Consider the following 25,082-nt stretch of genomic DNA (forward strand, 5'->3'; position numbering starts at 1 on the left):
AGGGAGGTGCACGGAGGCCCGTTCATACGACGTCCAAGGAGGAGCCATGATCGATCAGACCCCCGCCTGGCAGGCTTTGCAGGCGCATGCCAATACCCTGGGCCAGACCCATCTGCGCGAGCTGTTCGCGGCGGAGCCGGATCGCCAGCCGCGCTTCACCCGCCACGCCGCGGGTCTCACCCTGGACCTCTCCAAGCAGCGCTGGTCCGCCGAGACCCTGGAACACCTGCTGGCGCTGGCCGAGCAGGCCGAGGTGCCCGCCGCCATTGGCCGGCTGCTCGACGGCGAGCGGGTCAACGTCAGCGAGGATCGCCCGGCGCTGCATACTGCCCTGCGCCTGCCCGCCGATGCTTCCCTGGTGGTGGAGGGCGAGGATCTGGTGCCCGGGGTGCATCGCACTCTGGAGCGCATGGCCGCCATGGTGGAGCGCTTCCACGCTGGGCAGTGGCGCGGCGCCACCGGCAGGGCGATTCGTGATGTGGTCAATCTGGGGGTGGGTGGCTCCGATCTGGGTCCGTTGATGGTGACCCACGCCCTGTCCGACTATCGCCCGGATGACGTACATCCCGTCGAGGTGCACTTCGCCTCCACCATGGACGGCTCCCAGCTGGCCGACTACCTGCGGCGGCTCAACCCCGAGACCACGCTCTTCGTGCTGTCGTCGAAGTCCTTCACCACCATCGACACCCTCTCCAACGCCAATACCGCCCGCGACTGGCTGATGGGGCGCCTGGCGGGAGCGGAGGGCGTCGACGCCGAGCTGATCATGCGTCAGCACTTCATCGGCGTCTCGGCCAGCGCCGAGAAGATGGGCGAGTGGGGCATCGACCCGGCCCACCGTCTCGAGTTCTGGGAGTGGGTCGGCGGGCGCTATTCGCTGTGGGGGGCGATCGGCCTGCCCATCGCGCTGATGGTGGGCATGGACAACTTCCGCGCCCTGCTGGCCGGCGCTCATGCCATGGATCGCCACTTTCGCGAGGCGCCCCTGGCCGATAATCTGCCGGTGCTGCTGGCCCTGGCGGGGATCTGGAACGCCAACTTCCTGGATATCCGCGCCCACTCCATCCTGCCCTACGACGGCCGCCTGGAGTACTTCGCCGCCTATCTCGAACAGCTGGAGATGGAGTCCAACGGCAAGTCGGTGACCCACGATGGTCGCGAGGTGAACTACGCCACCTGCCCGGTGCTGTGGGGGCAGCTCGGCCCCAACGCCCAGCACGCCTTCTACCAGCTGCTGCACCAGGGCACCCAGGCGGTGGAGTGCGACTTCATCGCCCCGCTCAGGCGCTATGATGATGTGGAAGATTCTGCCACTCGCGAGCACCTCAAGGGCCAGCACCGGCTGACGCTGGCCAACTGCTTCGCCCAGTCCAGGGTGCTGATGCTGGGCGACGACGCCATCGCCGATGATGGCCCGCGTCCGGGCCACAAGCGCTATCGTGGCAACCAGCCCTCCAGCACCCTGCTGCTCGACGAGCTCACCCCGGCCACTCTGGGGTCGCTGATCGCGCTCTACGAGCACAAGGTATTCGTCCAGGCCACCATCTGGGGCATCAACCCTTTCGACCAGTGGGGCGTTGAACTGGGCAAGAAGATTGCCGGGGAGACCCAGCGTATCCTCGAGAGCCACCAGGGCCTCGCGTCCATGGATGCCTCCACCCGGGCGCTGATCGAGGCGGCCTGGGCGGCGGAGGGAGAGTCTCCATGATGCTGGCTACCCATACAGGTGTTGCGGTATGCTGAGCGAGCCACGGCGGGGGCGTGTGGCCAGCGGCGTGCTCTATTTGCATGGCTTCAACAGCGGTGCCGCCTCGCCCAAGGGAGTGCTGATGCGCCGTGCCTGCGAGGCCCTGGGAGTGCCCTGTATTACCCCCCAGCTGCCGCACCGTCCCGGTGCGGCGCTGGCACTGGCCGAATCGCGCCTGGCCGAGCTGGGGGAGCGCCCGCTGGTCGCGGGCAGCTCGCTGGGAGGCTTCCTGGCCACCTGCCTGGCCGAGCGCCACGACCTCGATGGCGTGCTGATCAACCCGGCGGTGCGCCCGGCGGACCTGGTGGCCGAATGGGTGGGCGAGCGCTTCGCCAACGAGCATACCGGCGAGCGCTTCACCATCGGCCGCCAGCACCTGGCCGAGCTGGCGGCGCTGACGCCCGAGGCGGTCACCCCGGAGCGCTACCTGCTGCTGCTGGGCAGCGCCGATGAGGTGCTCGACCCGGCGCATGCCTTCACGCTCTATCGCGGCGCGCGGACCCTGCTGCACCCCGGGGCCGACCACGCCTTCACGGTGCTCTCCCGGCACTTGCCGGCGGTGCTGGCCCATGGCGGCCATGCCTTGCCGCCGGAGTGGCAGGCCAGCCAACACTAAGGAACCGGACGACTCATGACGCAATACAGTGCCAGTTCGATCGAGGTGCTATCCGGCCTGGAGCCGGTGCGCAAGCGCCCGGGCATGTACACCGACACCAGCCGTCCCAACCACCTGATCCAGGAGGTGGTCGACAACAGCGTCGACGAGGCGCTGGCCGGCCACGCCAGCCAAGTCAGCGTGCGCCTGTTCGAGGATGGCGGCATCGAGGTCTCCGACGACGGCCGCGGCATGCCCATCGATATCCACCCCGAGCATGGCGTCTCCGGGGTGGAGCTGATCCTTACCCGGCTCCACGCCGGTGGCAAGTTCTCCAACGCAAGCTACAAGTTTTCCGGCGGCCTCCACGGGGTCGGCGTGTCGGTGGTCAACGCGCTCTCCCGGCGCCTCGAGGTGGAGGTGCTGCGCGACGGCAGCCGCCACGCCGTCGCCTTCGAGCACGGCGAGCCGGTCTCCAAGCTGGCGGTGGTCGGCAGCGTGGGCAAGCGCAATACCGGAACCGTGCTGCGCTTCTGGCCGGAGCCGAGCTACTTCGACAGTCCGCGCCTGGCCGTGGGGCGCCTGAAGCACCTGCTGCGCGCGAAGGCGGTGCTCTGCCCGGGGCTCAAGGTGAGCCTGGTGGAGGCCGATGGTACCGAGAGCGAGTGGCAGTACGCCGATGGCCTGCGTGACTACCTGGCCCAGGCCACCGACGGTTATGAGGTGCTGCCTGCCGCGCCCTTCATCGGCCACTTCGCCGACGACGAGCACGGGGTGGACTGGGCGATCCAGTGGCTCCCCGAGGGCGGCGAGCCGCTTCTGGAGAGCTACGTCAACCTGATTCCCACGCCCCAGGGGGGCACCCACGTCAATGGCCTGCGCGCCGGCCTGCTCGAGGCGCTTCGCGAGTTCTGCGAGTACCGCAGCCTGCTGCCGCGGGGGGTCAAGCTGACCGCCGAGGACCTCTGGGAGCGGGTCGCCTACGTGCTCTCGGTGAAGATGCTCGACCCCCAGTTCGCCGGCCAGACCAAGGAGCGCCTCTCCTCGCGCACGGTGGCGGGGTTCGTCTCCGGGGTGGTCAAGGACGCCTTCTCGCTGTGGCTCAATCAGCATGTGGACCAGGCCGAGGCGTTGGCCGAGCTGGTGATCAGCGCCGCCCAGCGTCGCCAGAAGAGCTCGAAGAAGGTGGCGCGCAAGAAGGTCACCCAGGGCCCGGCGCTGCCCGGCAAGCTGGCCGACTGCTCCGGCCAGGATCCGGCGCAGAGCGAGCTGTTCCTGGTGGAGGGCGATTCCGCCGGCGGCAGTGCCAAACAGGCGCGCAACCGCGAGAGCCAGGCGATTCTGCCGCTGCGCGGCAAGATCCTGAATACCTGGGAGGTGGAAAGCCACGATATCTACGGCTCCCAGGAGGTCCACGACATCGCCGTGGCCATCGGCATGGACCCGGGCAGCGACGACCTGTCCAAGCTGCGCTACCACAAGATCTGCATCCTCGCCGATGCCGACTCCGACGGCCTGCATATCGCCACCCTGCTGTGCGCACTCTTCGTGCGCCACTTCCCGGCGCTGGTGGACGCCGGCCACGTCTTCGTGGCCATGCCGCCGCTCTACCGCATCGACCTGGGCAAGGAGGTCTTCTACGCCCTGGACGAGAGCGAGAAGTCGGCGATCCTGCGCAAGCTGGAGGGCAAGCGGGGCACCGTGAACGTGCAGCGCTTCAAGGGCCTGGGCGAGATGAGCCCGCTGCAGCTGCGCGAGACCACCATGGCGGTGGAGACTCGCCGCCTGGTGCAGCTCACCCGCGAGGTCGGTGACGGCACCATGGAGATGATGGACATGCTGCTGGCCAAGAAGCGCGCCTCCGACCGCAAGAGCTGGCTCGAGGACTACGGCAATCTGGCGGACATCGAGGTGTAACCCCCTATGACCATGGATATCCAGGTAGCGGAGGGCGACGTCGAACGCCTCTCGCTGCGCGAGTACACCGAGAAGGCGTATCTCGACTATTCGATGTACGTCATCCTCGACCGGGCGCTGCCGCATATCGGCGACGGCATGAAGCCGGTGCAGCGGCGCATCGTCTACGCCATGCGCGAGCTGGCCCTCAATGCCAGCGCCAAATACAAGAAGTCGGCGCGTACCGTCGGCGACGTGCTGGGCAAGTTCCATCCCCACGGCGACAGCGCCTGCTACGAGGCGATGGTGCTGATGGCCCAGCCGTTCAGCTACCGCTACCCGCTGGTGGATGGCCAGGGTAACTGGGGCAGCCCCGACGACCCCAAGTCGTTTGCCGCCATGCGCTACACCGAGGCGCGGCTGTCGAAGTTCGCCGAGGTGCTGCTGGCCGAGTTGGGCCAGGGGACCGTGGACTGGACCCCGAACTTCGATGGCACCATGAACGAGCCGGTGGTGCTGCCGGCGCGCCTCCCCCACGTGCTGCTCAACGGCGGCACCGGCATTGCCGTGGGCATGGCCACCGATATCCCGCCCCACAACGTGAACGAGGTGGTCGAGGCCACCTGTCACCTGCTGCGTCACCCCGAGGCCACCACCGCGGACTTGGTCCAGCATCTGCCGGCACCGGACTTTCCCACCGAGGCGGAGATCATCACGCCCCGCGCGGACCTGCGGAAGCTCTACGAGAGCGGGCGTGGCTCGGTGAAGCTGCGCGCCCGCTACGTGATGGAGGAGGGCAGCATCGTGGTGACTGCGCTGCCCTACCAGGTCAGCGGGGCCAAGATCCTCGAGCAGATCGCCGCCCAGATGCAGGCCAAGAAGCTGCCCATGGTGGCCGACCTGCGCGACGAGTCGACCCATGAGGAGCCGACCCGGCTGGTGATCGAGCCGCGCTCCAACCGCGTCGATATCGAGGCGCTGATGGCGCACCTGTTCGCCACCACCGACCTCGAGAAGAACATCCGCGTCAACATGAACGTGATCGGTCTCGATGGCCGCCCGCGAGTGATGGCGCTGCCCGACCTGCTCGGCGAGTGGCTGCGCTTCCGGCGCTCCACGGTGCGTCGGCGCCTGGAGCATCGCCTGGGCAAGGTGGAGGATCGCCTGCACCTGCTCGAGGGCCTGCTGATCGCCTACCTCAACATCGACGAGGTGATCCGCATCATCCGCGAGGAGGATGCCCCCAAGCCTGCGTTGATGGAGGCCTTCGGTCTCAGCGACCGCCAGGCCGAGGCGATCCTCGAGCTGCGCCTGCGCCACCTGGCCAAGCTCGAGGAGATGAAGATCCGCGGCGAGCAGGAGGAGCTCGAGGCCGAGCGCGCACGCCTCCAGGAGCTGCTCGGCAATGAGGCCAAGCTCACCGACCTTATCGAGGAGGAGCTGCGCGATGCCGCCGAGGCCCATGGCGATTCCAGACGCTCGCCCATCGTCGAACGCGAGGAGGCCCGGGCGCTCTCCGAAGTGGAGCTGGTGGGCGCCGACCCGGTCACCGTGGTGCTCTCCGAGAAGGGCTGGATCCGCAGCGCCAAGGGCCACGAGATCGACCCCGCCGGGCTCTCCTACAAGGCCGGAGACCGCTTCGCGCTGGCCGCCCGGGGCAAGACCAACCAGCCGCTGGTGCTGCTCGATGACACCGGCCGCGCCTATACCCTGCAGGCCCACAACCTCCCCAGCGCGAGGGGGCAGGGCGAGCCGGTGACCAGCCGGGTCAACGTGGTCGCCGGTGCCCATATGGCCGGAGTGATGCTGGCACCGCCGTCCACCCGCTACCTGCTCGGCTCCGACGGCGGCTATGGCTTCGTGGCCCGGCTCGAGGAGCTGGTCGGCAAGAACAAGTCCGGCAAGTCGGTGCTGACGGTGCCCAAGGGGTGCAACGTGCTGCCGCCGGTGGCGGTACCGGAGGGCGAGGGGGCGCTGGTCGCGGCGGTCTCCAACGAGGGGCGCCTGCTGCTCTTCCCGCTGGCGGAGTTGCCGGAGATGGCCAAGGGCAAGGGCAACAAGATGATCGATATTCCGGGCCCACGGGCGGCGCGGCGCGAGGAGTTCGTGCGCGACCTGGTGGTGCTGCCGGAGGGCGCGGCGCTGGTGGTGCACGCCGGCAAGCGCCACCTGACACTCAAGGCCGACGATCTCGCGTATTATCTCGGCGAGCGCGGCCGGCGCGGCAGCAAGTTACCCCGCGGGCTGCAGAAGGTCGACAGGTTGGAAGCGTTGAACGGCGACAGCTGACAAGATGGTGCCGCGGCGCCGGATCAGCCGCGGAAACGAGAGAGCTCCTGAGGCAACCATGACACGACGAATCCTGATCCGCGCCACCGGCGCGGCACAGCCGGGCCAGCTGGCCGGCCTGGGCAGGGCCCTGGCCGCCAGCGGCGCGAGGCTGCTGGACATCAACCAGAGCGTGACCTTCGGCATGCTCTCCCTGGAGGCCCTGGTGGGGCTCGAGCGGGAGGCCGATCTCGAGGCGGCGCTCTCGGCGGCAGGGGACGAGCTGGGCCTCGACGTCCAGGCGATCCAGGTTGCCGCCGAGGACTACCAGCGCTGGAGCAGCCAGGCCAGCCAGCCGCGGCTGATCCTGACCCTGCTGGCGCCGCACCTGCCCGCCGGGATCCTGGCCGAGGTGGGGGCGCTCACCGCCGAGCATGGCCTGACCGTGGAGCTGATCCACCGCCTCTCCGGCCGCGAGCCGCTGGACGGCGGTGTGCCCGGTGAGCGTGATGCCATCCAGGGTGCCTGCGTGGAGTGCTGGCTGCGCGGAGAGGAGGTGGACCTCGACGCCCTGCGCGAGAAGGCGCTGGCGCTGGGCGCCATGCACGGCGTGGATATCGCCATCCAGGAGGACTCCATCTGGCGCCGCCACCGCCGCCTGGTGTGCTTCGACATGGACTCCACCCTGATCCAGGCCGAGGTGATCGACGAGCTGGCGCGCCGCCACGGCGTCTATGACGAGGTGGCCGAGGTCACCGAGCGGGCGATGCGCGGCGAACTGGACTTCCAGCAGAGCTTCCGCGAGCGCATGGCCAAGCTTGCCGGCCTCGACGAGTCGGTGCTGGCCGAGATTGCCGAGTCGCTTCCGCTGATGGATGGCGTCGAGCGGCTGATGGCCCAGCTCAAGCGCCTGGGCTACCGCACGGCGATCCTCTCGGGCGGCTTCACCTACTTCGCCCGCCACCTGCAGGAGAAGCTCGGCTTCGACGAGATCCACGCCAACGAGCTGGTGATCGAGAACGGCAAGGTGACCGGCGAGGTCCGCGAGCCGATCCTCGACGCCGACCGCAAGGCAGAGCTGCTGCGCGAGATCGCCGCACGCGAGGGGCTTGCCATGGAGCAGACCATCGCCGTGGGCGATGGCGCCAACGACCTCAAGATGCTCGCTGCCGCCGGGCTCGGCATCGCCTTCCGCGCCAAGCCCCTGGTGCGCGTCCAGGCGCGCCACTCCATCTCGACGCTGGGGCTCGATGCGGTGCTCTACCTGATCGGTTATCGCCAGGGTGACCTGGAGGAGTCAGCGTCGTGAGCTCGGTCTTCGAGGCATGGCGCGACCGTTTCGAGCGGCTGCGCGCCAACAAGCTGTTCGAGACCGCGGTCATCGCCATCATCATCATCTCGGCGCTGCTGATCGGCGCCAAGACCTACGAGGAGACCAATCGCTTCCAGCAGTGGCTGCTGGCCCTGGACGTGGCGGTGACGGTGTTCTTCCTGGTGGAGATCCTGATCCGCATGGCCGCGGAACGGCGCCTGCGGGACTTCTTCCGTCGCGGCTGGAACATCTTCGACTTCCTGATCGTCACCGCCAGCCTGATCCCCCTGGACGATTCGGAGATGGTGCTGCTGGCGCGGCTGCTGCGCATCTTCCGGGTGCTGCGCCTGGTCTCGATGATCCCCGAGCTGCGCCTGCTGATGGCGGCACTGGTCAAGTCGATCCCGCGCATGGGCTATGTGGCGCTGCTGATGTTCATCATCTTCTACATCTATGCGGCCATCGGCAGCTTCCTGTTCGCGGACATCGATGAATTCCTGTGGGGCAATATCTCCATCGCCATGCTCACGCTGTTCCGCATCGCCACCTTCGAGGACTGGACCGACGTGATGTATGCCACCCAGGAGGTGTATGCCTGGAGCTGGATCTACTACCTGACCTTCATCTTCCTCACCGCGTTCATCTTCCTCAACATGATGATCGGCATCGTGCTCGACGTGATGCAGAAGGAGAGCGTGCAGATGGAGATCGAGAGCGGCGAGGGGGAGGCCGCCGAGCTCCACGGCCTGCGCAGCGACGTGCGCGAGCTGCGTGACCAGCTGACCCGCATGGAGGCACTGCTGGAGCGACGGAGTTGACAACGCCCTCCAGGCCTGATTTTCTAGGGGTATGAACCTGACCGCGTACGACCTCGACCTACGACTACTAGCGCTAGCCTGAGCGCTGGCGATGCCGCCTGCATCGCCGAGTCACTGCTCCCCTGTTGGAGCCCCGGTCGTCAAGAGGTCGTACCATGTCATCCATCCCCGTCGTCACAGCTTGTTTCCAGGTCGCACCGGTATCGCCCCAGCGGGGCGCTGCCTGCCGCACCGTGATCTTTCATGCAGCGCCCCGACCGGCTCCCCGCCGTCGGGGCGCTGCCGTTTCCGAACGCCAGCACGCCTGACGCCCCGTATCCAGAGGAGAACGCCGCCATGATGCTCGACAATCCCGCCGCCAAGTATCGCCCCTTCGTCGCCGTGGACCTGCCCGACCGCCAGTGGCCCAATCGCCGCATCGAGCAGCCGCCCATCTGGACCAGCGTCGACCTGCGCGACGGCAACCAGTCGCTGATCGACCCCATGGATCAGGAGCGCAAGCAGCGCCTCTTCGACCTGCTGGTGAAGGTCGGCTTCAAGGAGATCGAGGTCGGCTTCCCCTCCGCCTCCCAGACCGACTATGACTTCGTGCGCTCGCTGATCGAGAATGAGCGCATTCCCGAGGATGTCACCATCCAGGTGCTGACCCAGGCCCGCGACCACCTGATCGATCGCACCTTCGAGGCCCTCAAGGGGGCGAAGAACGCCATCGTCCATGTCTACAACGCCACCGATCCGATGTTCCGCCGCGTGGTATTCGGTGTCGACAAGCCCGAGTGCATCCAGATCGCCGTGGATGCCACCGCGCGTATCCGTCAGCGCATGGAGGAGTCCCCCGAGACGAACTGGACCTTCCAGTACTCGCCGGAGCTGTTCACCACCACCGAGATGGAGTTCGCCCGGGAGATCGTCGAGGCGGTCATGGACACCTTCGGCGCCAGCGCCGAGAAGAAGATGATCGTCAACCTGCCGGCCACGGTGGAGGTCGCCACTCCCAACAACTACGCCGACCAGATCGAATGGTTCTGCCGCAACATCAAGGATCGTGAGGCGCTGATCGTCAGCGTGCATCCCCACAATGACCGCGGCACCGGCGTTGCTGCCGCCGAGATGACGCTGATGGCCGGCGCCGATCGCGTCGAGGGCACCCTGTTCGGCAACGGCGAACGGACCGGCAACGTGGATATCGTCACCCTGGCGATGAACATGTACACCCAGGGGGTGCACCCGGGGCTCGACTTCTCGAATATCACCCCGGTCATGCGCGAGGTAGAGTACTGCAATCAGCTGCCGGTACATCCGCGCCACCCCTATGTGGGCGACCTGGTGTTCACCGCCTTCTCCGGCTCGCATCAGGATGCCATCAAGAAGGGCATGGCCGAGCGCCGCGCCCACCCCGAGGCCGTCTGGGACGTGCCCTACCTGCCCATCGACCCGCTGGACGTGGGCCGCAGCTACGAGGCGGTGATTCGCGTCAACAGCCAGTCGGGCAAGGGTGGCGTCTCCTACCTGCTGGAGCAGGAGCACGGCATCGAGCTGCCGCGCCGCCTCTCCATCGAGTTCAGCCAGGTGGTGCAGGAGGTGGCCGACCGCACGGGCAAGGAGATCACCTCACAGATGATCTACCAGGCCTTCGCCGACGAGTACCTCGAGCAGACCTCGCCCTTCGGACTGGTCAGCCATCGCCTCTCCTCGGAGCCCGACAGCCCGACGGTCACCCTTGAGGCCACCATCGAGGAGCGCGGCGAGCGGCGTACCCTCCAGGGGCAGGGCAACGGCCCGCTGGCTGCCTTCATCAAGGCGCTGGCCGCCGCCGGCCATGACGTGGAGATCATCGATTACCACGAGCACTCCCGTGGCCAGGGCTCGGATGCCGAGGCGATCGCCTACGTGGAGGTGCGCATCGACGGTGAGGCGGTGTTCGGCGTGGGCACCGACGAGAGCATCACCAGCGCCTCCATGAAGGCGGTGATGAGCGCCATCAACCGCAAGCTGTCCACCCAGGCGCCGGCGGCCAATGTGACTGCCGCCTCACTGGCGTGAACGGCCTCCTGTAGGAGCCCGACTTGTCGGGCGATTGGCGCCGCAGGCGCCCGGCGGTGTCGCCCAGAGCCGATGGCTGCTGCCAGGGAGGCCTACGGCCTCCATCGCCCAATGAATTGGGCTCCTACAAGGGCGTCTTGCTCCCTTCGCCGGGGATCTCCCTGACCAGCCGCGGCATCAGGAATCCCGGCAGCAGCTCCCTGAGGCCCGCGACCAGTTCGCGGGCCTCGTCGTCCGGGACGTCGAAGTGGGCCGCGCCGGCTACCGGGTCGAGCACATGCAGATAGTAGGGCAGCACGCCGGCTTCGAAGAGCCGTTCGGAGAGCGTGGCCAGCGCCGCCACCGAGTCGTTGACCCCGCGCAGCAGCACGCTCTGGTTGAGCAGGGTCACCCCGGCTTCGCGCAGGCGGGCACAGGCGGCGATGACGGCGTCATCGATCTCGTTGGCGTGGTTGATATGCAGCACGATCACCTTCTGCAGGCGGGTGCCTCCAAGCCAGGCGAGCAGGGTGTCGTCGATGCGCTGGGGGATCACCACCGGCAGGCGGGTATGAATCCGCAGGCGCGTCAGGTGGGGTATCTCCTCCAGGCGCGCCACCAACCAGGCGAGACGCCGATCGCTGGCGGCCAACGGGTCGCCGCCGGAGAGGATCGCCTCATGGATGGTGGTGTCGTCACGTAGGGTGTCGAGGGTCGCCTCCCACTGGGCCATGGAGGGGGAGTTCTCGGCGTAGGGGAAGTGGCGACGGAAGCAGTAGCGGCAGTTCACCGCACAGGCAGGGCTCGCGATCAGCAGCACGCGCCCCGAGTACTTGTGGATCAGCCCCTTGGCCGGGGTATGCGCGGCCTCTTCCAGCGGGTCGGCAACATAGCCTGGCGTGGGCCGGACCTCCTCGTCTAACGGGAGTACCTGACGCAGGAGGGGGTCGTGGGGATCGCCAGGTCGCATGCGCGAAAGGAAGGCCTCCGGCACGCGCACCTCGAAGAGCTCATGGCCAGCCTCTGCCCCGGGCAGCCAGCGCTCGTCCAGCCCCAGGCGGCGACACAGCTCGCGCGGGTCGCGGACGGCGCCGGCCAGCTGGGCCTGCCAGGCGGGCGGCGTAGGACCCCCTCTTCGACCCGTCCCCGGCGCCTCTCGCTGCGAACCTTTCTGGTTGCTTTCTTCGCCTTCGTCGTGACGCTGCAATTGGGCGGGGCTTCGGGTTATCATGCGGCACCAGTCAATGCTGACGAGATTGCGCCTCGTAAGGCATGCCCTCGTCGAAAATCGTTTCCCAGTGCGCCGCCGGGGCTCCGGTGACGCGCTCAAATCCATGGGTGAGTGAAGATGGCGAACTATTCTACCAACGAATTCAAGGCCGGTCTGAAGGTGATGCTCGACGGCGACCCCTGTGCGATCGTCGAGAACGAGTTCGTCAAGCCGGGCAAGGGCCAGGCGTTCAACCGCGTCAAGCTGCGCAACCTGATGACCGGCCGCGTCTGGGAGCGCACCTTCAAGTCCGGCGAGAGCCTGGAAGGCGCCGATGTCCTGGATCTGGATATGGAGTATCTCTATAACGATGGCGAGATGTGGTACTTCATGAAGACCGACGGCTCCTTCGAGCAGTATCCGGTGGAGAAGAAGGCCCTGGGCGACACCGAGAAGTGGCTCAAGGAGCAGGTTGTCTACACCATCACTCTGTGGAACGACAACGCCATCAGTGTGAGCCCGCCCAACTTCATCGAACTCGAGGTGACCGAGACCGACCCCGGCCTGAAGGGCGACACCGCCCAGGGCGGCTCCAAGCCGGCGACCCTCTCCTCCGGTGCCGTGGTGCGTGTGCCACTGTTCATCAACGAGGGCGAGGTCCTCAAGGTGGATACGCGGAGCGGTGAGTACGTCTCCCGCGCCTGATTGCATTTAGCTGCGAGCTGAAAGCGGCGCCGGGGACAGGTCGAAGCGGAGGTCCTATGCCACGGATGGCATCGGTAGCGCCCAGGGATGGGTTTACAGCGCCTCCGCGATGGTCCGACACTTCGGGGCCTGTCGCCGGATAAGCCGCGGCTTTGCACTATGAAGGCCACGCTTATGCGTGGCCTTGGCGATTCTGGAGACCCTGAAGATGATCGACGACTGGCGCCCCACGGCGACCATCGTGACCCTGCGCGAGCGGGCGCGGTTGATTGCCGAGGTGCGCACCTTCTTCGCCGAGCGCGGCGTGCTGGAGGTGGAGACCCCGGTGCTTGGCCATGGCGGCAGCACCGATGTGCATCTCGCGTCGCTATCCGCCGAGGCCACCACGCCTGCCGGGCGCGAGCGGCTGTGGCTGCAGACCTCGCCAGAGTTCGCCATGAAGCGGCTGCTGGCGGCGGGCTCGGGACCCATCTTCCAGCTGGCCCGCTGCTTTCGCGACGGCGAGGTGGGGCGGCGCCACAACATCGAGTTCACCATGCTGGAGTGGTATCGCCCGGGCCTCCCTCTCGCTGCCCTCATCGAGGAGACCGCCGATCTGGTGCGCCGGGTGCTGGGCCGAGAATCGGGGGATGACCCCGTGCCACTCCGGCGGCGCCGCTATCGTGAGCTGTTCCGGGAGGCCCTGGGCATCGACCCCTTCACCGTGCCTATCGAGATGCTGCGCCGGCTGGCGGCGGAGCGGGGCGGACTTGCCATGGACAATGCCCCTCGTGACGACTGCCTCGACCTGCTGATGAGCCTGGTCATCGAGCCGCAGCTGGGGCGGGGCGGGATCGAGGTGGTGGTGGACTACCCGGCGAGCCAGGCGGCCCTGGCCAGGCGCCACCGAGACCCCGAGGACGGGGAGAGGGTGGCCTCGCGGTTCGAGCTCTATCTCGAGGGACTGGAGCTCGCCAACGGCTACGACGAACTCACCGATGCTGCAGAGCAGGCCGCGCGCTTTGCCGAGGACAACGCCACCCGACGGGCGGCGGGGCTGCCGGAGGTAGACGTGGACACGCGCCTGCTGGCGGCACTCGAGCACGGCATGCCGGCGGGCAGCGGCGTGGCGCTGGGCATCGACCGGTTGATCCAGCTGGCGCTGGGCCACGAGGGCGTTGCGGAGGTCATGGCCTTCGCCACGCCGCGCTGCTAAATCGCCCCCAACGACTGCCCCATCTGCACCTTGGCGCCGGGCTCGAGGCCGTCGGCGAAGTCCACCGGCTCACTGAACGCCATCACCACCGTGGAGCCGAGCTTGAAGCGGCCCATCTCCGCGCCCTTCTCGAGCCTGATCGGGGTGTCGAAGCGAATGCGCTGCACGTCACCCTTGGGCAGCGGGGTGATCTGGCCCGCCCATACCGTCTCGATGGCGGCGACGATCATCGCCCCCACCAGCACCATGGCCATCGGCCCCTGCTCGGTATCGAAGTGGCACACCAGACGCTCGTTGCGGGCGAAGAGGCCGGGGACATATTCGGTGGTGGCGGCGTTCACCGAGAAGAGCCGCCCGGGCACATAGACCATCTCGGTCAGGGTGCCGGACACGGGCATGTGTACCCGGTGGTAGTCGCTGGGCGAGAGGTAGACCGTGGCGAAGCTGCCGCCCAGGTAGCGGGTTGCGGCCTCCACGTCGCCACCCAGCAGCGCCTCTGCGGAGAAGCGGTGCCCCTTGGCCTGCATCAACTGGCCCGCCTCGATGGCGCCGAACTGCGAGAGCCGCCCATCGGCGGGGCTGACCACCCCCTCACTAATGGGGCGCACGCCGTCCTTCAGCGCGCGGGTGAAGAAGTCGTTGAAGGTGGCGTAGGCCGTCGGATCCGGCTCGACGGCCTCGGCCATATCCACCCCGAAGCGCCGGATGAAGGTGCGCACCAGGGCATTCTTGATCGCCGGCTGGCGACACTCGGCGAGTCGACCCACCAGCCGGGAGAGCAGGTGGTGGGGCAGGGGGTACTGGATCAGGGCAAACAGCTTGGCTAGGGACAATGCGCGAAGTCTCTAAGGGGAAACGGGGTAATGACGGCTTACTTCTCGATCGGGGTGTCGTCGCGATTGCCCCACTCCTTCCAGGAGCCGGCATAGCCGCGGATCTTCTCGAACCCCAGCGCCTTGCCTACCAGCCAGGTGAAGCCACTGCGGTGGTGGCTCTGGCAGTGGGTGACCACCTCCATGTCCGGGGTCAGGCCCAGCGCCTCGAGTTCGGTGATCAGCTCGGCATAGTCGCGGATGCGCAGGCCGCGCTCGCGGTCCATGGCCTGGGTCCACTCCAGGTTTACCGCGCCGGGAATATGGCCCAGGCGCTTATTCTCGCCCTTCTCGCCGCGATACTCCTCGGGGGAGCGGGCGTCCCATACCGCGAAGCCCTTCTCGTCCAGGCGCTCGACCAGTTCGCTGCGCTCGATCAGCTCCTCGGGCCGGAGGATTTCTGCTTCATACTCGCTGGGAGTGGGCCGACTCGCCTCGCTTTCGAGCGGCTTGCCCGCCTCGCGCCAGGCGTGGATGCCACCGTTGAGGTAGGAGTAGCGGGTGTGGCCGATCAGTTCCAGGGTCCACAGCAGGCGACCCGCCCAGCCACCGCCCTCGTCGTCGTAGGCGACCACGTGGGTGTCCCGGGTCAGGCCCAGCTCGCTGAACAGCGCCGAGAGCTGCTCGACGGTGGGCTCGAGGCAGGGCACCTCGCCTTGGCCGCGCATCAGCCGTGCCTTGTCGAGGAACACCGCGCCGGGCACGTGGCCCTCGGCGTAGCTCTCGGCGCGCATCGGCACGTCGACGATCAGCAGCGAGGCATCGTCGAGATGCTCGGCGAGCTCTTCCGGCTCGACAATCAGTGGCAGCAAGTTGGCTTCGGAACTCATGGGGCTCTCCTTTCCGGTATCAGGGGCTGGCCTGGTGTCAGGTCCTTGGTCTCTGCGCGCCCTCAGCTCGCCTCCAGCGAGTCGAGAATGCGGCGGTAACTGGCGAAGCGCTCGGGATGAATCTCGCCACGTTCCACCGCTTCCAGCAGGGCGCAGCCGGGTTCCTGGCGGTGGCGACAGTCGCGGAAGCGGCAGTGGCCCAGGAAGGGGTGGAACTCGATGAAACCCTCGGTGACCTGCTGCTCGTCGAGGTGGATCAGGCCGAATTCGCGAATTCCCGGGGAGTCGATCAGTTCGGCACCCTCCGCTTCCGGCAGGCGATAGAGCCGTGCGGTGGTGGTGGTATGGGTCCCCTTGCGTGAATCCTTCGACAGTTCGCCGATGCGAAGTTCCTCGTCGGGCAGCAGGCGGTCGATCAGCGACGACTTGCCCACGCCGCTCTGGCCCACGAACACCGAGGTGCGGCCGGCGAGTCGGGCATGCAGGGTGTCGAGGCCCCCTTCACGCTCGGTGGTGGTGGTCACCACCGGGTAGCCCAGTCCCTCGTAGCGGCGCAGCAGCGCCATCAGCTCGCCACCGTCATCGGGCAGCAGGTCGACCTTGTTGAGCACCAGCACCGGAAGGATCCCGGTGGCCTCGGCAGCCACCAGGTAGCGGTCGATCAGGTTGGGATGGGGCTCGGGCTCCACCGCGAAGACGATCAGGATCTGGTCGATATTGGCCGCCACCGGCTTGAGCTGGCCGCGGGCATCGGGGCGTTCGAGCACGCTTGCACGCTCGCCGCGGGCCACCACCACGCCCTCCACGGTGCGTCCCTCGGCATCCGTCCTGCCGCGCCACACCACCCGGTCACCGGTGACCAGGCCCTCGAGGTTGGCGCGCAGGTGGCAGCGTATCACCTCGCCATCGGCGTCCGGTCGCACGTCCAGGGTGCGCCCGAAGTGGGCGATCACACGACCCGGCTGCTCGGGACCGTAGTCCCCCGCGGCGAGCAGCTCGTCCTCCGGGACGTCACGCCGGGTCGCACGCTCGGCGCGTTCGGCCTGGATCTTCTCGATACGCCAGCGCTGCTGGCGGCTCAGCTTGCGTTTGCTCATGAGGCCCTGATGCTCGGTACAATGAAGGCATTGTACTCATCCATGACGCCGGCTGTCGCGAGGTTGCGAGCCGGCCCCGCAGGAGAAGGCTTCCCCATGAGTTCGCAAGCGTCAGCGAAAGACAGCAAGCAGGATCCCCGCAAGCAGCGCCTGGTGTGGATCGATCTGGAGATGACCGGGCTGGACCCGGAGAAGGAGCGCATCATCGAGGTGGCCACCCTGGTCACCGACGCCGAGCTCAACGTGATCGCCGAGGGACCGGTGATTGCGGTCAGGCAGCCCGACGCCCTGCTCGGGGCGATGGACGAGTGGTGCACGAAGACCCACGGCGAGTCGGGGCTGACCGCGCGGGTGCAGGCCAGCGATATCGACACCGCCGAGGCCGAGCGGCGTACCCTGGAGTTTCTGCGCGAGCATGTCGACTCCGGCACCTCGCCGATGTGCGGCAACAGCGTCCATCAGGATCGCCGCTTCCTGGAACGCGAGATGCCCGAGCTGCTGGCCTTCTTCCACTACCGCAACCTGGATGTCTCCACCCTCAAGGAGCTGGCCAAGCGCTGGAATCCCGGCGCCATGGCGGGTTTCAGGAAGCGCAACGTGCACCTGGCCATGGACGACATCAAGGAGTCCATCGCCGAGCTGGCCCACTACCGCGAGACCTTCCTGCGCCTGCCGGGCCAGTGGAGCGACGAGGAGGAATAGGCCTCGTTGGAACAGGCGCGGCTTTTCCGGCGGCGGGTCCGATCGGGGGCGCTGTGAACCCATCCATGGGCGCTACCTCGGCCGTCCCTGGTCCTCGGCCCCCCTCCGGACCAGCCCCCTGCGCCGCTCACTACCGCGGTGTCCTCAAGCGCTAGTGATGACGTTCTGGCGCCTTTCCTGCTGCCTGTCCAGCGCCCAGCGCACGTGCTCGCGAACCAGGTCGGAGGGGTAGGCCAGCCGCGCGCGCAGAGCGGCCTCCACCGCCTCGCTCCAGGGGGCGTTGCCGAGTCCCACCGCCAGGTTGCGCAGCCAGCGCTCATAGCCGATGCGGCGGATCGGGCTGCCGGCGGTCTTGTCCAGGAACTCCTCCTCGCCCCAGGCGAACAGCGACAGCAGACTGGCGCGGTCGAGGTCGTGGCGCGGCGTGAAGTCCTTCTCGGCGGTGGGGGTGGCGAAGCGGGTGAAGGGGCAGACCAGCTGGCAGTCGTCGCAGCCGAACACGCGGTTGCCCATGGCCTCGCGGTAGCGCTCGGGAATCACGCCGAACAGCTCGATGGTCAGGTAGGAGATGCAGGCCCGGGCGTCCACCACGCGGTCCTCGACGATGGCGCCGGTGGGGCAGGCCGTGCGGCAGGCGCTGCAGCTGCCGCAGTGCTCGCGCTCGAAGGGCGGGTCCACCGGCAGCGGCAGGTCGGTATACAGCTCGCCCAGGAAGAACAGCGAGCCGGCCCGGGGGTTGAGCAGCATGGCGTTCTTGCCGACCCAGCCGAGCCCCGCCTTGCGGGCGAGGGCGCGCTCCATCACCGGTGCTGAGTCGACGAAGGCGCGGTAGCCGAAGGGCCCTGCCTCGGCCTCGATCCACTTGGCCAGCGTCGCCAGACGCTTGCGCATCAGCTTGTGATAGTCGCGGCCGGTGGCATAGCGCGATACATAGGCCGTCTCGGGCCGCTCCAGCGTGGCCAGGGTCTCCACCTCGGCGGGCAGGTAGTCCAGGCGCACGCTGATCACCCGTATGGTGCCCGGCACCAGCTCGGCGGGGCGGGTGCGCTTGGTGCCATGCTTGGCCATGAAGCCCATCTCGCCATGCCGGCCGGCATCCAGCCAGCGCGCGAGGCGCGCCTCATCCTCGTGGAGGTCGACATCGGTGATGCCGAGCTGCTGGAAGCCGAGCTCGCCTCCCCAGGCCTTGATGCGCTCGGCCAGGGCATGCAGATCGGGGGCGTCGGCGTGGACAGACGAGGAAGACATGATCGCGGAAACACCGTGCAGGGGGCCTGCGTCACTTGGCGCAAGCCACTAAGGCTTTACACTGTTCGATAAGCGCGTTCATCGAACCATCGCCATGATAAAGCATTGCCACCCGGGAGACACCGCATGGCCGACAGCCATCCTGCCGTATCGCTGCACCCGCTCTACCGTGCCGAGCAGGTGCGTGAGCTCGACCGGCGGACCATCGCCGGTGGCATCGAGGGCTTCGCCCTGATGCAGCGTGCCAGCGCTGCCGCCTGGCAGTGCCTCAGGGAGCGCTGGCCCGAGGTGCGCTCGCTGACGGTGCTGTGCGGCGCCGGCAACAACGGCGGCGATGGCCATGTGCTGGCCGCCCTGGCCGCCGCGGAGGGGCTTGCGGTGCAGCGCATCCTGCTCAAGGAACTCGACGAGCTGAGTGGCGATGCCCGCCGCGCCGCGGATATGGCAACCGCAGCCGGCGTCGGTGCCGACCCCTGGAGTCCTGGCATGGCGTTTTCCGGCCAGCTGCTGGTGGATGCCCTGCTGGGCACCGGTCTCGATGGCGAGGTTCGCGGCGACTTCCGTGAGGCGATCGCGGCGGTCAACGCGAGCGCCAAGCCGGTGCTGGCCATCGATATTCCCTCTGGATTGCATGCCGACAGCGGCGCGGTGCTCGGCGAGGCGGTGCGCGCCGCCGCCACCGTGACCTTTATCGGCGACAAGCTGGGGCTGCATACCGGGGCGGCAGCGGATCATGTCGGCGAGCTCGCCTTTCGGGCGCTCGGTGTGGACGCCCTGGCCGAGGCCGACCTGCTGCCCGTCGCCCGCCTGCTCGATGCCTCCCTGATAGAGGCCTCGCTGCCGCCGCGTGCCCGCACCACCCACAAGGGGGACTGTGGCCATGCGCTGATCCTGGGCGGAGCGCCCGGCTTCGGGGGGGCGGCGCTGCTGGCCGCCGAGGCCTGTGGGCGCCTGGGAGCGGGCAAGGTGAGCCTGGCTACCGCACCCGAGCACGTCACCGCCAGCCTGGTGCGGCGCCCCGAGGTGATGGCCCACGGTGTCCGCGGTGCCGCCGATCTCGGCGCGCTACCCACCCTTGCCGACGTGCTGGTGGCAGGGCCTGGCCTGGGGCAGGGCAGCTGGGGGCAGGGCGTGCTGCAGGCGGCGCTGGCTGCCGGCAAGCCGCTGGTGGTGGATGCCGATGGCCTCAACCTGCTGGCCGCACACTTCGCCGGGATGCGCCGTGAAGACTGGATCCTGACACCGCACCCCGGCGAGGCGGCCCGCCTGCTGGGCTGTACAGCGGCCGAGGTCGAGGCGGATCGCCCCGCGGCGGCGCGGGCGCTGCGCGAGCGCTGGGGTGGCGTGATCATCCTCAAGGGGGCGGGCAGCCTGATCGAAGGCCCCGCAGGGATGGCCGTCTGCCCCTTCGGCAACCCGGGCATGGCCAGCGGCGGGATGGGCGATGCGCTCTCCGGGATGCTCGGCGCCTTGCTGGCCCAGGGAGTGCCCCTGGAAAGCGCCGCCCGGCTGGGCGTGCTGGTGCACGCCCGGGCCGCGGATCTCGCCGTGGCAGAGGCCGGTGAGCGTGGTCTGCTGGCCGGTGATCTGGCATCCTATGCGCGAATTCTGGTCAACCCGACCGTGTGTGATGGCGACGTGTGATGGCAAGGGCGAGGGCGATGCGGCTGCGACTCGATGACGAAGAGAGCCAGGTGGGCCTGGGCGAATGCCTGGGTCGTGCCCTGGAGGGGCGTGGGCGAGTCTATCTCGTCGGTGAGCTGGGGGCCGGAAAGACCACCCTGGCGCGCGGCGTGCTGCGTGCCTATGGCCATCGCGGCGCGGTGAAGAGCCCCACCTACACCCTGGTGGAGCCCTACGAGCTCGATGGGGTGCGGGTCTACCACTTCGACCTCTATCGGCTGGGGGATCCCGAGGAGCTGGAGTTCATCGGTGGTCGCGACCTGCTCGGCGACGACGCCCTGAGCCTGATCGAGTGGCCCGCCCGTGGCGCCGGCTGGTTGCCCGCCCCCGACCTGCGCATCGAGCTTGGCGTGGTCGGCAGTGGCCGAGAGGCCCGGCTGGAGGCGCACAGTGCGCATGGACGAGCCGCCCTGGCCCGCCTGGGCGCCATGCCCGCCGTCGCCGAATGGCGCCTCGCCGATGGTCGTCGCGAGGGGAGTACCCCATGAGGTTGGCTGCCCTGCATCGTCTGCTGGCACTGGGTGCATTGCTTCTGGCTCCGCTGGCCGGAGTGCAGGCCGGCGAGGTGGAGAACCTGCGCCTGTGGGCGGCCCCTGACCATGCGCGGCTGGTCTTCGACCTGGCCTCGCCCACCCGGGCCGAGGTGTTCTCCCTCGACAATCCGCGCCGCCTGGTGATCGATCTGGACGATAGCCGCATGGGGGCCGATCTCGACGGCCTCGACCTGACCGGCAGCGCCATCAGTCGCATCCGTTCCGGCGTGCGGGATGGCAGCGGTCTGCGCGTGGTGCTCGACCTCGAGCGCGAGGTGGACCCGCGGCACTTCTCCCTGGCGCCCAACGACCAGTACGGCCACCGTCTGGTGGTGGACCTCGAGTACCCCGGTGAGAGCGCGGTGGAGGATCCCATCGACCCCATCGAGGCGATGATCCGCGAGCAGGAGATCGCCGCCAAGCGTGCCCAGGCCCAGGCCGATCTCGGCGGGGCGGCCGCGGTGCCAGGGCCCGAGGCGCCGGTGCAGCGTGCCCAGCCCCATCCCCGGCGCGATATCATCATCGCCATCGATGCCGGTCACGGTGGCGAGGACCCGGGTGCCATCGGCCCCGCGGGGACCCGCGAGAAGGACGTGGTGCTGCAGATCGCCAAGCGCCTCCAGCAACGGGTCAACGCCACCGAGGGCTTTCGCGCGGTGATGATCCGTGACAGCGATTACTATGTGGGGCTGCGCCAGCGTACGCGCATCGCCCGCGAGCAGAAGGCGGACTTCTTCGTCTCCATTCACGCCGATGCCTTCAACAGCCCTCGCCCCAACGGCAGCTCGGTCTACGCGCTCTCCCAGCGCGGGGCTACCTCCGAGACCGCCCAGTGGCTGGCCGAGAGCGAGAACCAGGCCGACCTGATCGGCGGTGTGGACGGCAACCTGTCGCTCAAGGACAAGGACGAGGTGCTGCGCGGCGTGCTGCTCGACCTGACCATGACCGCGACGCTCAACGACTCCCTCTCCATCGGTGGGCAGGTGCTGGACCGCATGGGGCGCGTCAATCGCCTGCACAAGTCGCGGGTGGAGCAGGCCGGCTTCGTGGTGCTCAAGTCACCGGATATTCCCTCGCTGCTGGTCGAGACCGGTTTCATCTCCAATCCCGAGGAGGAGCGGCGCCTGCGCGATTCGGGCCACCAGGAGAAGATGGCCCGGGCCATCTTCGCCGGCCTGGAGGAGCATTTCCGCACCAACCCGCCACCGGCCAGCCTGCTGGCGTGGCAGCGCGACAACGGGCGGAGTACCGCCGGCAACGAGTACCGCATCCAGCCGGGGGACACCCTCTCCGAGATCGCCTCGCGCCACAACGTACCGGTGGGCCGCCTCAAGCAGGCCAACGAGCTCAATGGCGACGTGATCCGGGTCGGCCAGGTACTGCGCATCCCCCGTTCATGACGTCCCCTGGAGCCCTATGACCGAACAGCGTCGTATCCGGATTCTCGATCCGCGCCTGGCCAACCAGATCGCCGCCGGCGAGGTGGTCGAGCGGCCCGCCTCGGTGGTCAAGGAGCTGGTGGAGAACGCCATCGATGCCGGCAGCTCGCGCATCGAGGTGGAGCTGGAGGCCGGCGGTGCCCGGTTGATCCGGGTGCGCGACGACGGCAGCGGCATCGGTGAGGATGACCTGCCGCTGGCGCTTTCGCGCCACGCCACCAGCAAGATCGTGTCCCTGGAGGAGCTCGAGGGGGTGGCGAGCCTGGGCTTTCGCGGCGAGGCGCTGGCCTCGATCAGTTCGGTGTCGCGCCTGGAGCTGGTCTCCAACCCCGCGGAGGACCCCACCGCCGGATGGCGGGTGGTGGCGGAGGGCCGCAACATGGAGCCCCGCGTCTCCCCGGCGCCGCACCCCCGTGGCACCTCGGTGACGGTGCGTGACCTGTTCTTCAATACGCCGGCGCGGCGCAAGTTCCTGCGCACCGAGAAGACCGAGTTCGGCCACGTCGAGGAGGCCTTCCGCCGTCAGGCGCTGTCGCGCTACGACATCGGCTGGACCCTGCGCCATAACCACAAGACCGTCCATCAGCTGCGCCCGGGGGAAGACATGGCCAGCCGCGAGCGGCGCATCGCCGCGCTGCTCGGCAAGGCGTTCCTCGAACACGCCCTGCATCTGGACCTCGAGGCCTCGGGCCTGCGCCTGTGGGGCTGGGTCGGCCTGCCCACCCACTCCCGGGCCCAGGCCGACCAGCAGTACTTCTTCGTCAACGGCCGCGTGGTGCGCGACCGCCTGGTGGCCCACGCCGTGCGCCAGGCCTACCGTGACGTGCTCTTCCACGGCCGCCACCCGGTGTTCGTCCTCTACCTGGAGGTCGACCCGTCGGTGGTGGATGTCAATGTCCACCCCACCAAGCATGAGGTGCGCTTCCGCGACGGGCGCCTGGTCCACGACTTCCTCTTCTCCAGCCTGCACCGGGCGCTCGGTGAGGCTCGTGCCGGCCAACCGGGGGTTGGGCCTGGCGAAGAGTCCGACGAAGGCGGCGACCAGGGATCCAGCGGGAGCAGCGAGGCGGGTGCCGCGCCGCAGCGGGTGGCCGAGTCTGCCGGGCGCTGGCAGCAGCAGCCCATGTCGCTGCCGAATCGCGAGGAGGAGGGCAAGGTGACGCCCGACAGGGTGCGGGCCTTCATGGAGGGCTATCGCAACCTGCATCCCGATCACGAGGAGACCCTGCTAACGCCGCAGCCCGCGGCGCCCGGCGCCGGTGGTGCCGCGGCCGACCTGGCCGTGGCCGAGCGCCAGGCCAAGCAGACCACGCCACACGCGCCGCTGCCCGAGCAGGACGACACCCGGGCGCCGCCGCTGGGCTATGCCGTGGCACAGCTGCACGGGGTCTATATCCTCTCCCAGAGCGAGCGTGGCCTGATCCTGGTGGACATGCATGCCGCCCACGAGCGTATCGTCTACGAACGCATGAAGACCCAGGTCCATGGCGGTCGCCTCGAGGCCCAGCCGCTGCTGGTGCCGGTCTCGCTGGCGGCCAGCCCCGCGGAGGTGGCCACCGCGGAGAGCGAGCGCGAGGCCTTTGCCCGGCTGGGCGTCGAGCTCGATGTCGCCGGCCCCGAGACCCTGCTGGTGCGCCAGGTGCCGGCGCTGCTGGCCGATGCCGACGTGGAACCGCTGGTACGCGAGATGCTCGCCGACCTCGAGCGCTACGGGCGCTCCGACCGCCTCGAGGCACATATCAACGAGCTGCTCTCCAGCATGGCCTGCCACGGCAGCGTGCGTGCCAACCGCCGCCTGACCCTGGCGGAGATGAATGCCCTGCTGCGCGACATGGAGCGCACCGAACGCAGCGGTCAGTGCAACCACGGCCGCCCCACCTGGACCGAGATGAGCATGAAGCAGCTCGACCACCTCTTCATGCGGGGGCAGTAGGCCCATGATCGATAAGCGCCCCCCCGCGATCCTGCTGGTGGGTCCCACCGCCGCCGGCAAGACCGACCTCGCCATCGAGCTCCATGAACGCCTGGGCGTGGAGCTGATCAGCGTCGACTCGGCCATGGTCTACCGTGGCATGGACATCGGCAGCGCCAAGCCTTCGGCGCAGGAGCTGGCCCGCGCGCCGCACCGGCTGATCGATATCCGCGATCCTGCCGATCCCTACTCGGCGGCGGAGTTTCGCGAGGACGCCCTGCGTGAGATGCGCGAGATCAGTGCCGCCGGCCGGGTGCCGCTGCTGGTGGGCGGCACCATGATGTACCTCAAGCAGCTGCTGCATGGCGTGGCCAACCTGCCGAGTTCCGACCCGACGGTGCGCGCCGAGCTCGAGGCCGAGCTTGCTGCCCGCGGCATGGCCGCCCTGCATCAGGAGCTTGGCCGCGTCGACCCGGGCTCGGCGGCGCGAATCCACCCCAGCGACCCCCAGCGGCTGCTGCGCGCCCTGGAGGTCTTTCGCATCAGCGGGCGGACCCTCAGCGAACTGTGGGCCGAACAGCGCCCGGAAACCTTTCCCTGGCGTACGCTGTCGATAGGGCTCGCGCCGGGCGAACGGCGCGTGCTGCACGAGCGTATCGCCACACGCTTTGCGGCCATGATCGAGGGTGGCCTGATCGAGGAGGTCGACGCCCTGCGGTCGCGCGGCGATTTGACGCCGGCGCTGCCCTCGATGAAAAGCGTAGGGTATCGTCAGGTATGGGAGTACCTCGACGGCGAGGTCGACCGCGCCGGTCTCGAGCAGCGCGGCATCGTGGCGACCCGGCAGCTGGCCAAGCGGCAGCTGACCTGGATGCGCAGCTGGGAGGCGCTGCACTGGGTGGATACCCTGGGCGACGACCCCCTGGCGGAGGTGTTGAAACTCGTGCGCCATTTCGGCACTTAGCGTAAGATACGGTGTTTCCTAGGCCGCTGGCCGG

General features: G+C 68.4%; 20 protein-coding genes. 15 read left to right on the forward strand and 5 right to left on the reverse strand.

The annotated features are described in order from the left end of the window. Positions 1–46 precede the first annotated feature (46 nt). The 7 genes from pgi to leuA all read left to right on the forward strand — a co-directional run bounded on the left by pgi (position 47) and on the right by leuA (position 10,679). Positions 47–1,708 carry a glucose-6-phosphate isomerase gene (gene pgi / locus LWH48_RS06980; RefSeq protein ID WP_232912016.1) on the forward strand — a complete coding sequence of 554 codons (1,662 nt, stop codon included), beginning with the start codon at positions 47–49 and terminating at the stop codon, positions 1,706–1,708. A 28-nt stretch (positions 1,709–1,736) separates the two neighbouring features. Beyond that, entirely contained in the window at positions 1,737–2,363 is a 627-nt protein-coding gene (locus tag LWH48_RS06985; RefSeq protein ID WP_232912017.1) for a YqiA/YcfP family alpha/beta fold hydrolase, read from the forward strand. A 15-nt stretch (positions 2,364–2,378) separates the two neighbouring features. After that, the gene (gene parE, locus LWH48_RS06990; RefSeq protein WP_232912018.1) at positions 2,379–4,259 is read left to right on the forward strand and encodes a DNA topoisomerase IV subunit B; all 1,881 of its coding nucleotides are present in this window, start codon (positions 2,379–2,381) and stop codon (positions 4,257–4,259) included. 6 nt (positions 4,260–4,265) lie between these two features. After that, positions 4,266–6,527, forward strand: coding sequence for a DNA topoisomerase IV subunit A (gene parC / locus LWH48_RS06995; protein WP_232912019.1), 2,262 nt, complete (start codon positions 4,266–4,268; stop codon positions 6,525–6,527). A gap of 58 nt (positions 6,528–6,585) precedes the next feature. Further along, a complete protein-coding gene (gene serB / locus LWH48_RS07000; RefSeq protein ID WP_232912020.1) occupies positions 6,586–7,815 on the forward strand; it encodes a phosphoserine phosphatase SerB in 1,230 nt (409 codons plus the stop codon). Next, positions 7,812–8,636, forward strand: a complete 825-nt coding sequence (locus LWH48_RS07005; RefSeq protein WP_232912021.1) for an ion transporter — start codon at positions 7,812–7,814, stop codon at positions 8,634–8,636. The genes serB and LWH48_RS07005 overlap by 4 nt, the downstream gene beginning before the upstream one ends. A gap of 336 nt (positions 8,637–8,972) precedes the next feature. Then, positions 8,973–10,679 carry a 2-isopropylmalate synthase gene (leuA, locus tag LWH48_RS07010; protein ID WP_232912049.1) on the forward strand — a complete coding sequence of 569 codons (1,707 nt, stop codon included), beginning with the start codon at positions 8,973–8,975 and terminating at the stop codon, positions 10,677–10,679. A gap of 124 nt (positions 10,680–10,803) precedes the next feature. Here leuA and epmB read toward each other — a convergent pair whose 3' ends face one another. Continuing rightward, positions 10,804–11,889 (reverse strand): EF-P beta-lysylation protein EpmB, encoded by a 1,086-nt coding sequence (gene epmB, locus LWH48_RS07015; protein ID WP_232912022.1) that lies wholly within the window; start codon positions 11,887–11,889, stop codon positions 10,804–10,806. Between the two features lie 117 nt (positions 11,890–12,006). Between epmB and efp the strand changes: the two genes are divergently transcribed. Further along, positions 12,007–12,573: an elongation factor P gene (efp, locus tag LWH48_RS07020; protein ID WP_161431454.1), complete on the forward strand. Its 567-nt coding sequence runs from the start codon at positions 12,007–12,009 to the stop codon at positions 12,571–12,573. Positions 12,574–12,781: 208 nt separating this feature from the next. Then, positions 12,782–13,768, forward strand: coding sequence for an EF-P lysine aminoacylase EpmA (gene epmA / locus LWH48_RS07025; RefSeq protein WP_232912023.1), 987 nt, complete (start codon positions 12,782–12,784; stop codon positions 13,766–13,768). Here epmA and asd read toward each other — a convergent pair. The 3 genes from asd to rsgA form a co-directional block, all read right to left on the reverse strand. After that, a complete protein-coding gene (gene asd / locus LWH48_RS07030) occupies positions 13,765–14,601 on the reverse strand; it encodes an archaetidylserine decarboxylase (RefSeq protein ID WP_232912024.1) in 837 nt (278 codons plus the stop codon). The genes epmA and asd overlap by 4 nt on opposite strands. A gap of 38 nt (positions 14,602–14,639) precedes the next feature. Then, on the reverse strand, positions 14,640–15,470 hold the full coding sequence (locus tag LWH48_RS07035) for a sulfurtransferase (RefSeq protein ID WP_232912025.1): 831 nt from the start codon (positions 15,468–15,470) through the stop codon (positions 14,640–14,642). Between the two features lie 62 nt (positions 15,471–15,532). Then, positions 15,533–16,567 (reverse strand): small ribosomal subunit biogenesis GTPase RsgA, encoded by a 1,035-nt coding sequence (gene rsgA / locus LWH48_RS07040; RefSeq protein ID WP_161431458.1) that lies wholly within the window; start codon positions 16,565–16,567, stop codon positions 15,533–15,535. A 96-nt stretch (positions 16,568–16,663) separates the two neighbouring features. On the opposite strand from rsgA, the gene orn reads away from it, so the two are divergent. Then, the gene (orn, locus tag LWH48_RS07045) at positions 16,664–17,269 is read left to right on the forward strand and encodes an oligoribonuclease (RefSeq protein ID WP_232912026.1); all 606 of its coding nucleotides are present in this window, start codon (positions 16,664–16,666) and stop codon (positions 17,267–17,269) included. A 144-nt stretch (positions 17,270–17,413) separates the two neighbouring features. Here orn and queG read toward each other — a convergent pair whose 3' ends face one another. Next, positions 17,414–18,517, reverse strand: a complete 1,104-nt coding sequence (gene queG, locus LWH48_RS07050; protein WP_232912027.1) for a tRNA epoxyqueuosine(34) reductase QueG — start codon at positions 18,515–18,517, stop codon at positions 17,414–17,416. Between the two features lie 126 nt (positions 18,518–18,643). Between queG and LWH48_RS07055 the strand changes: the two genes are divergently transcribed. The 5 genes from LWH48_RS07055 to miaA are packed head-to-tail and all read left to right on the forward strand — an operon-like array spanning position 18,644 to position 25,048. Then, positions 18,644–20,161, forward strand: a complete 1,518-nt coding sequence (locus tag LWH48_RS07055; RefSeq protein WP_232912028.1) for an NAD(P)H-hydrate dehydratase — start codon at positions 18,644–18,646, stop codon at positions 20,159–20,161. A gap of 17 nt (positions 20,162–20,178) precedes the next feature. Continuing rightward, the gene (tsaE, locus tag LWH48_RS07060; protein WP_232912029.1) at positions 20,179–20,688 is read left to right on the forward strand and encodes a tRNA (adenosine(37)-N6)-threonylcarbamoyltransferase complex ATPase subunit type 1 TsaE; all 510 of its coding nucleotides are present in this window, start codon (positions 20,179–20,181) and stop codon (positions 20,686–20,688) included. Continuing rightward, positions 20,685–22,133, forward strand: coding sequence for an N-acetylmuramoyl-L-alanine amidase (locus LWH48_RS07065; protein WP_232912030.1), 1,449 nt, complete (start codon positions 20,685–20,687; stop codon positions 22,131–22,133). Before tsaE ends, LWH48_RS07065 begins: the two co-directional genes overlap by 4 nt. 16 nt (positions 22,134–22,149) lie before the next feature. Continuing rightward, entirely contained in the window at positions 22,150–24,105 is a 1,956-nt protein-coding gene (mutL, locus tag LWH48_RS07070) for a DNA mismatch repair endonuclease MutL (protein ID WP_232912031.1), read from the forward strand. 4 nt (positions 24,106–24,109) lie between these two features. Beyond that, complete coding sequence (gene miaA, locus LWH48_RS07075) at positions 24,110–25,048, forward strand: tRNA (adenosine(37)-N6)-dimethylallyltransferase MiaA (RefSeq protein ID WP_232912032.1); 939 nt, start codon at positions 24,110–24,112, stop codon at positions 25,046–25,048. The last annotated feature ends 34 nt before the right edge of the window (positions 25,049–25,082 follow it).

Source organism: Halomonas sp. G15 (genome assembly GCF_021282295.1).
Taxonomy (GTDB): domain Bacteria; phylum Pseudomonadota; class Gammaproteobacteria; order Pseudomonadales; family Halomonadaceae; genus Halomonas; species Halomonas alimentaria.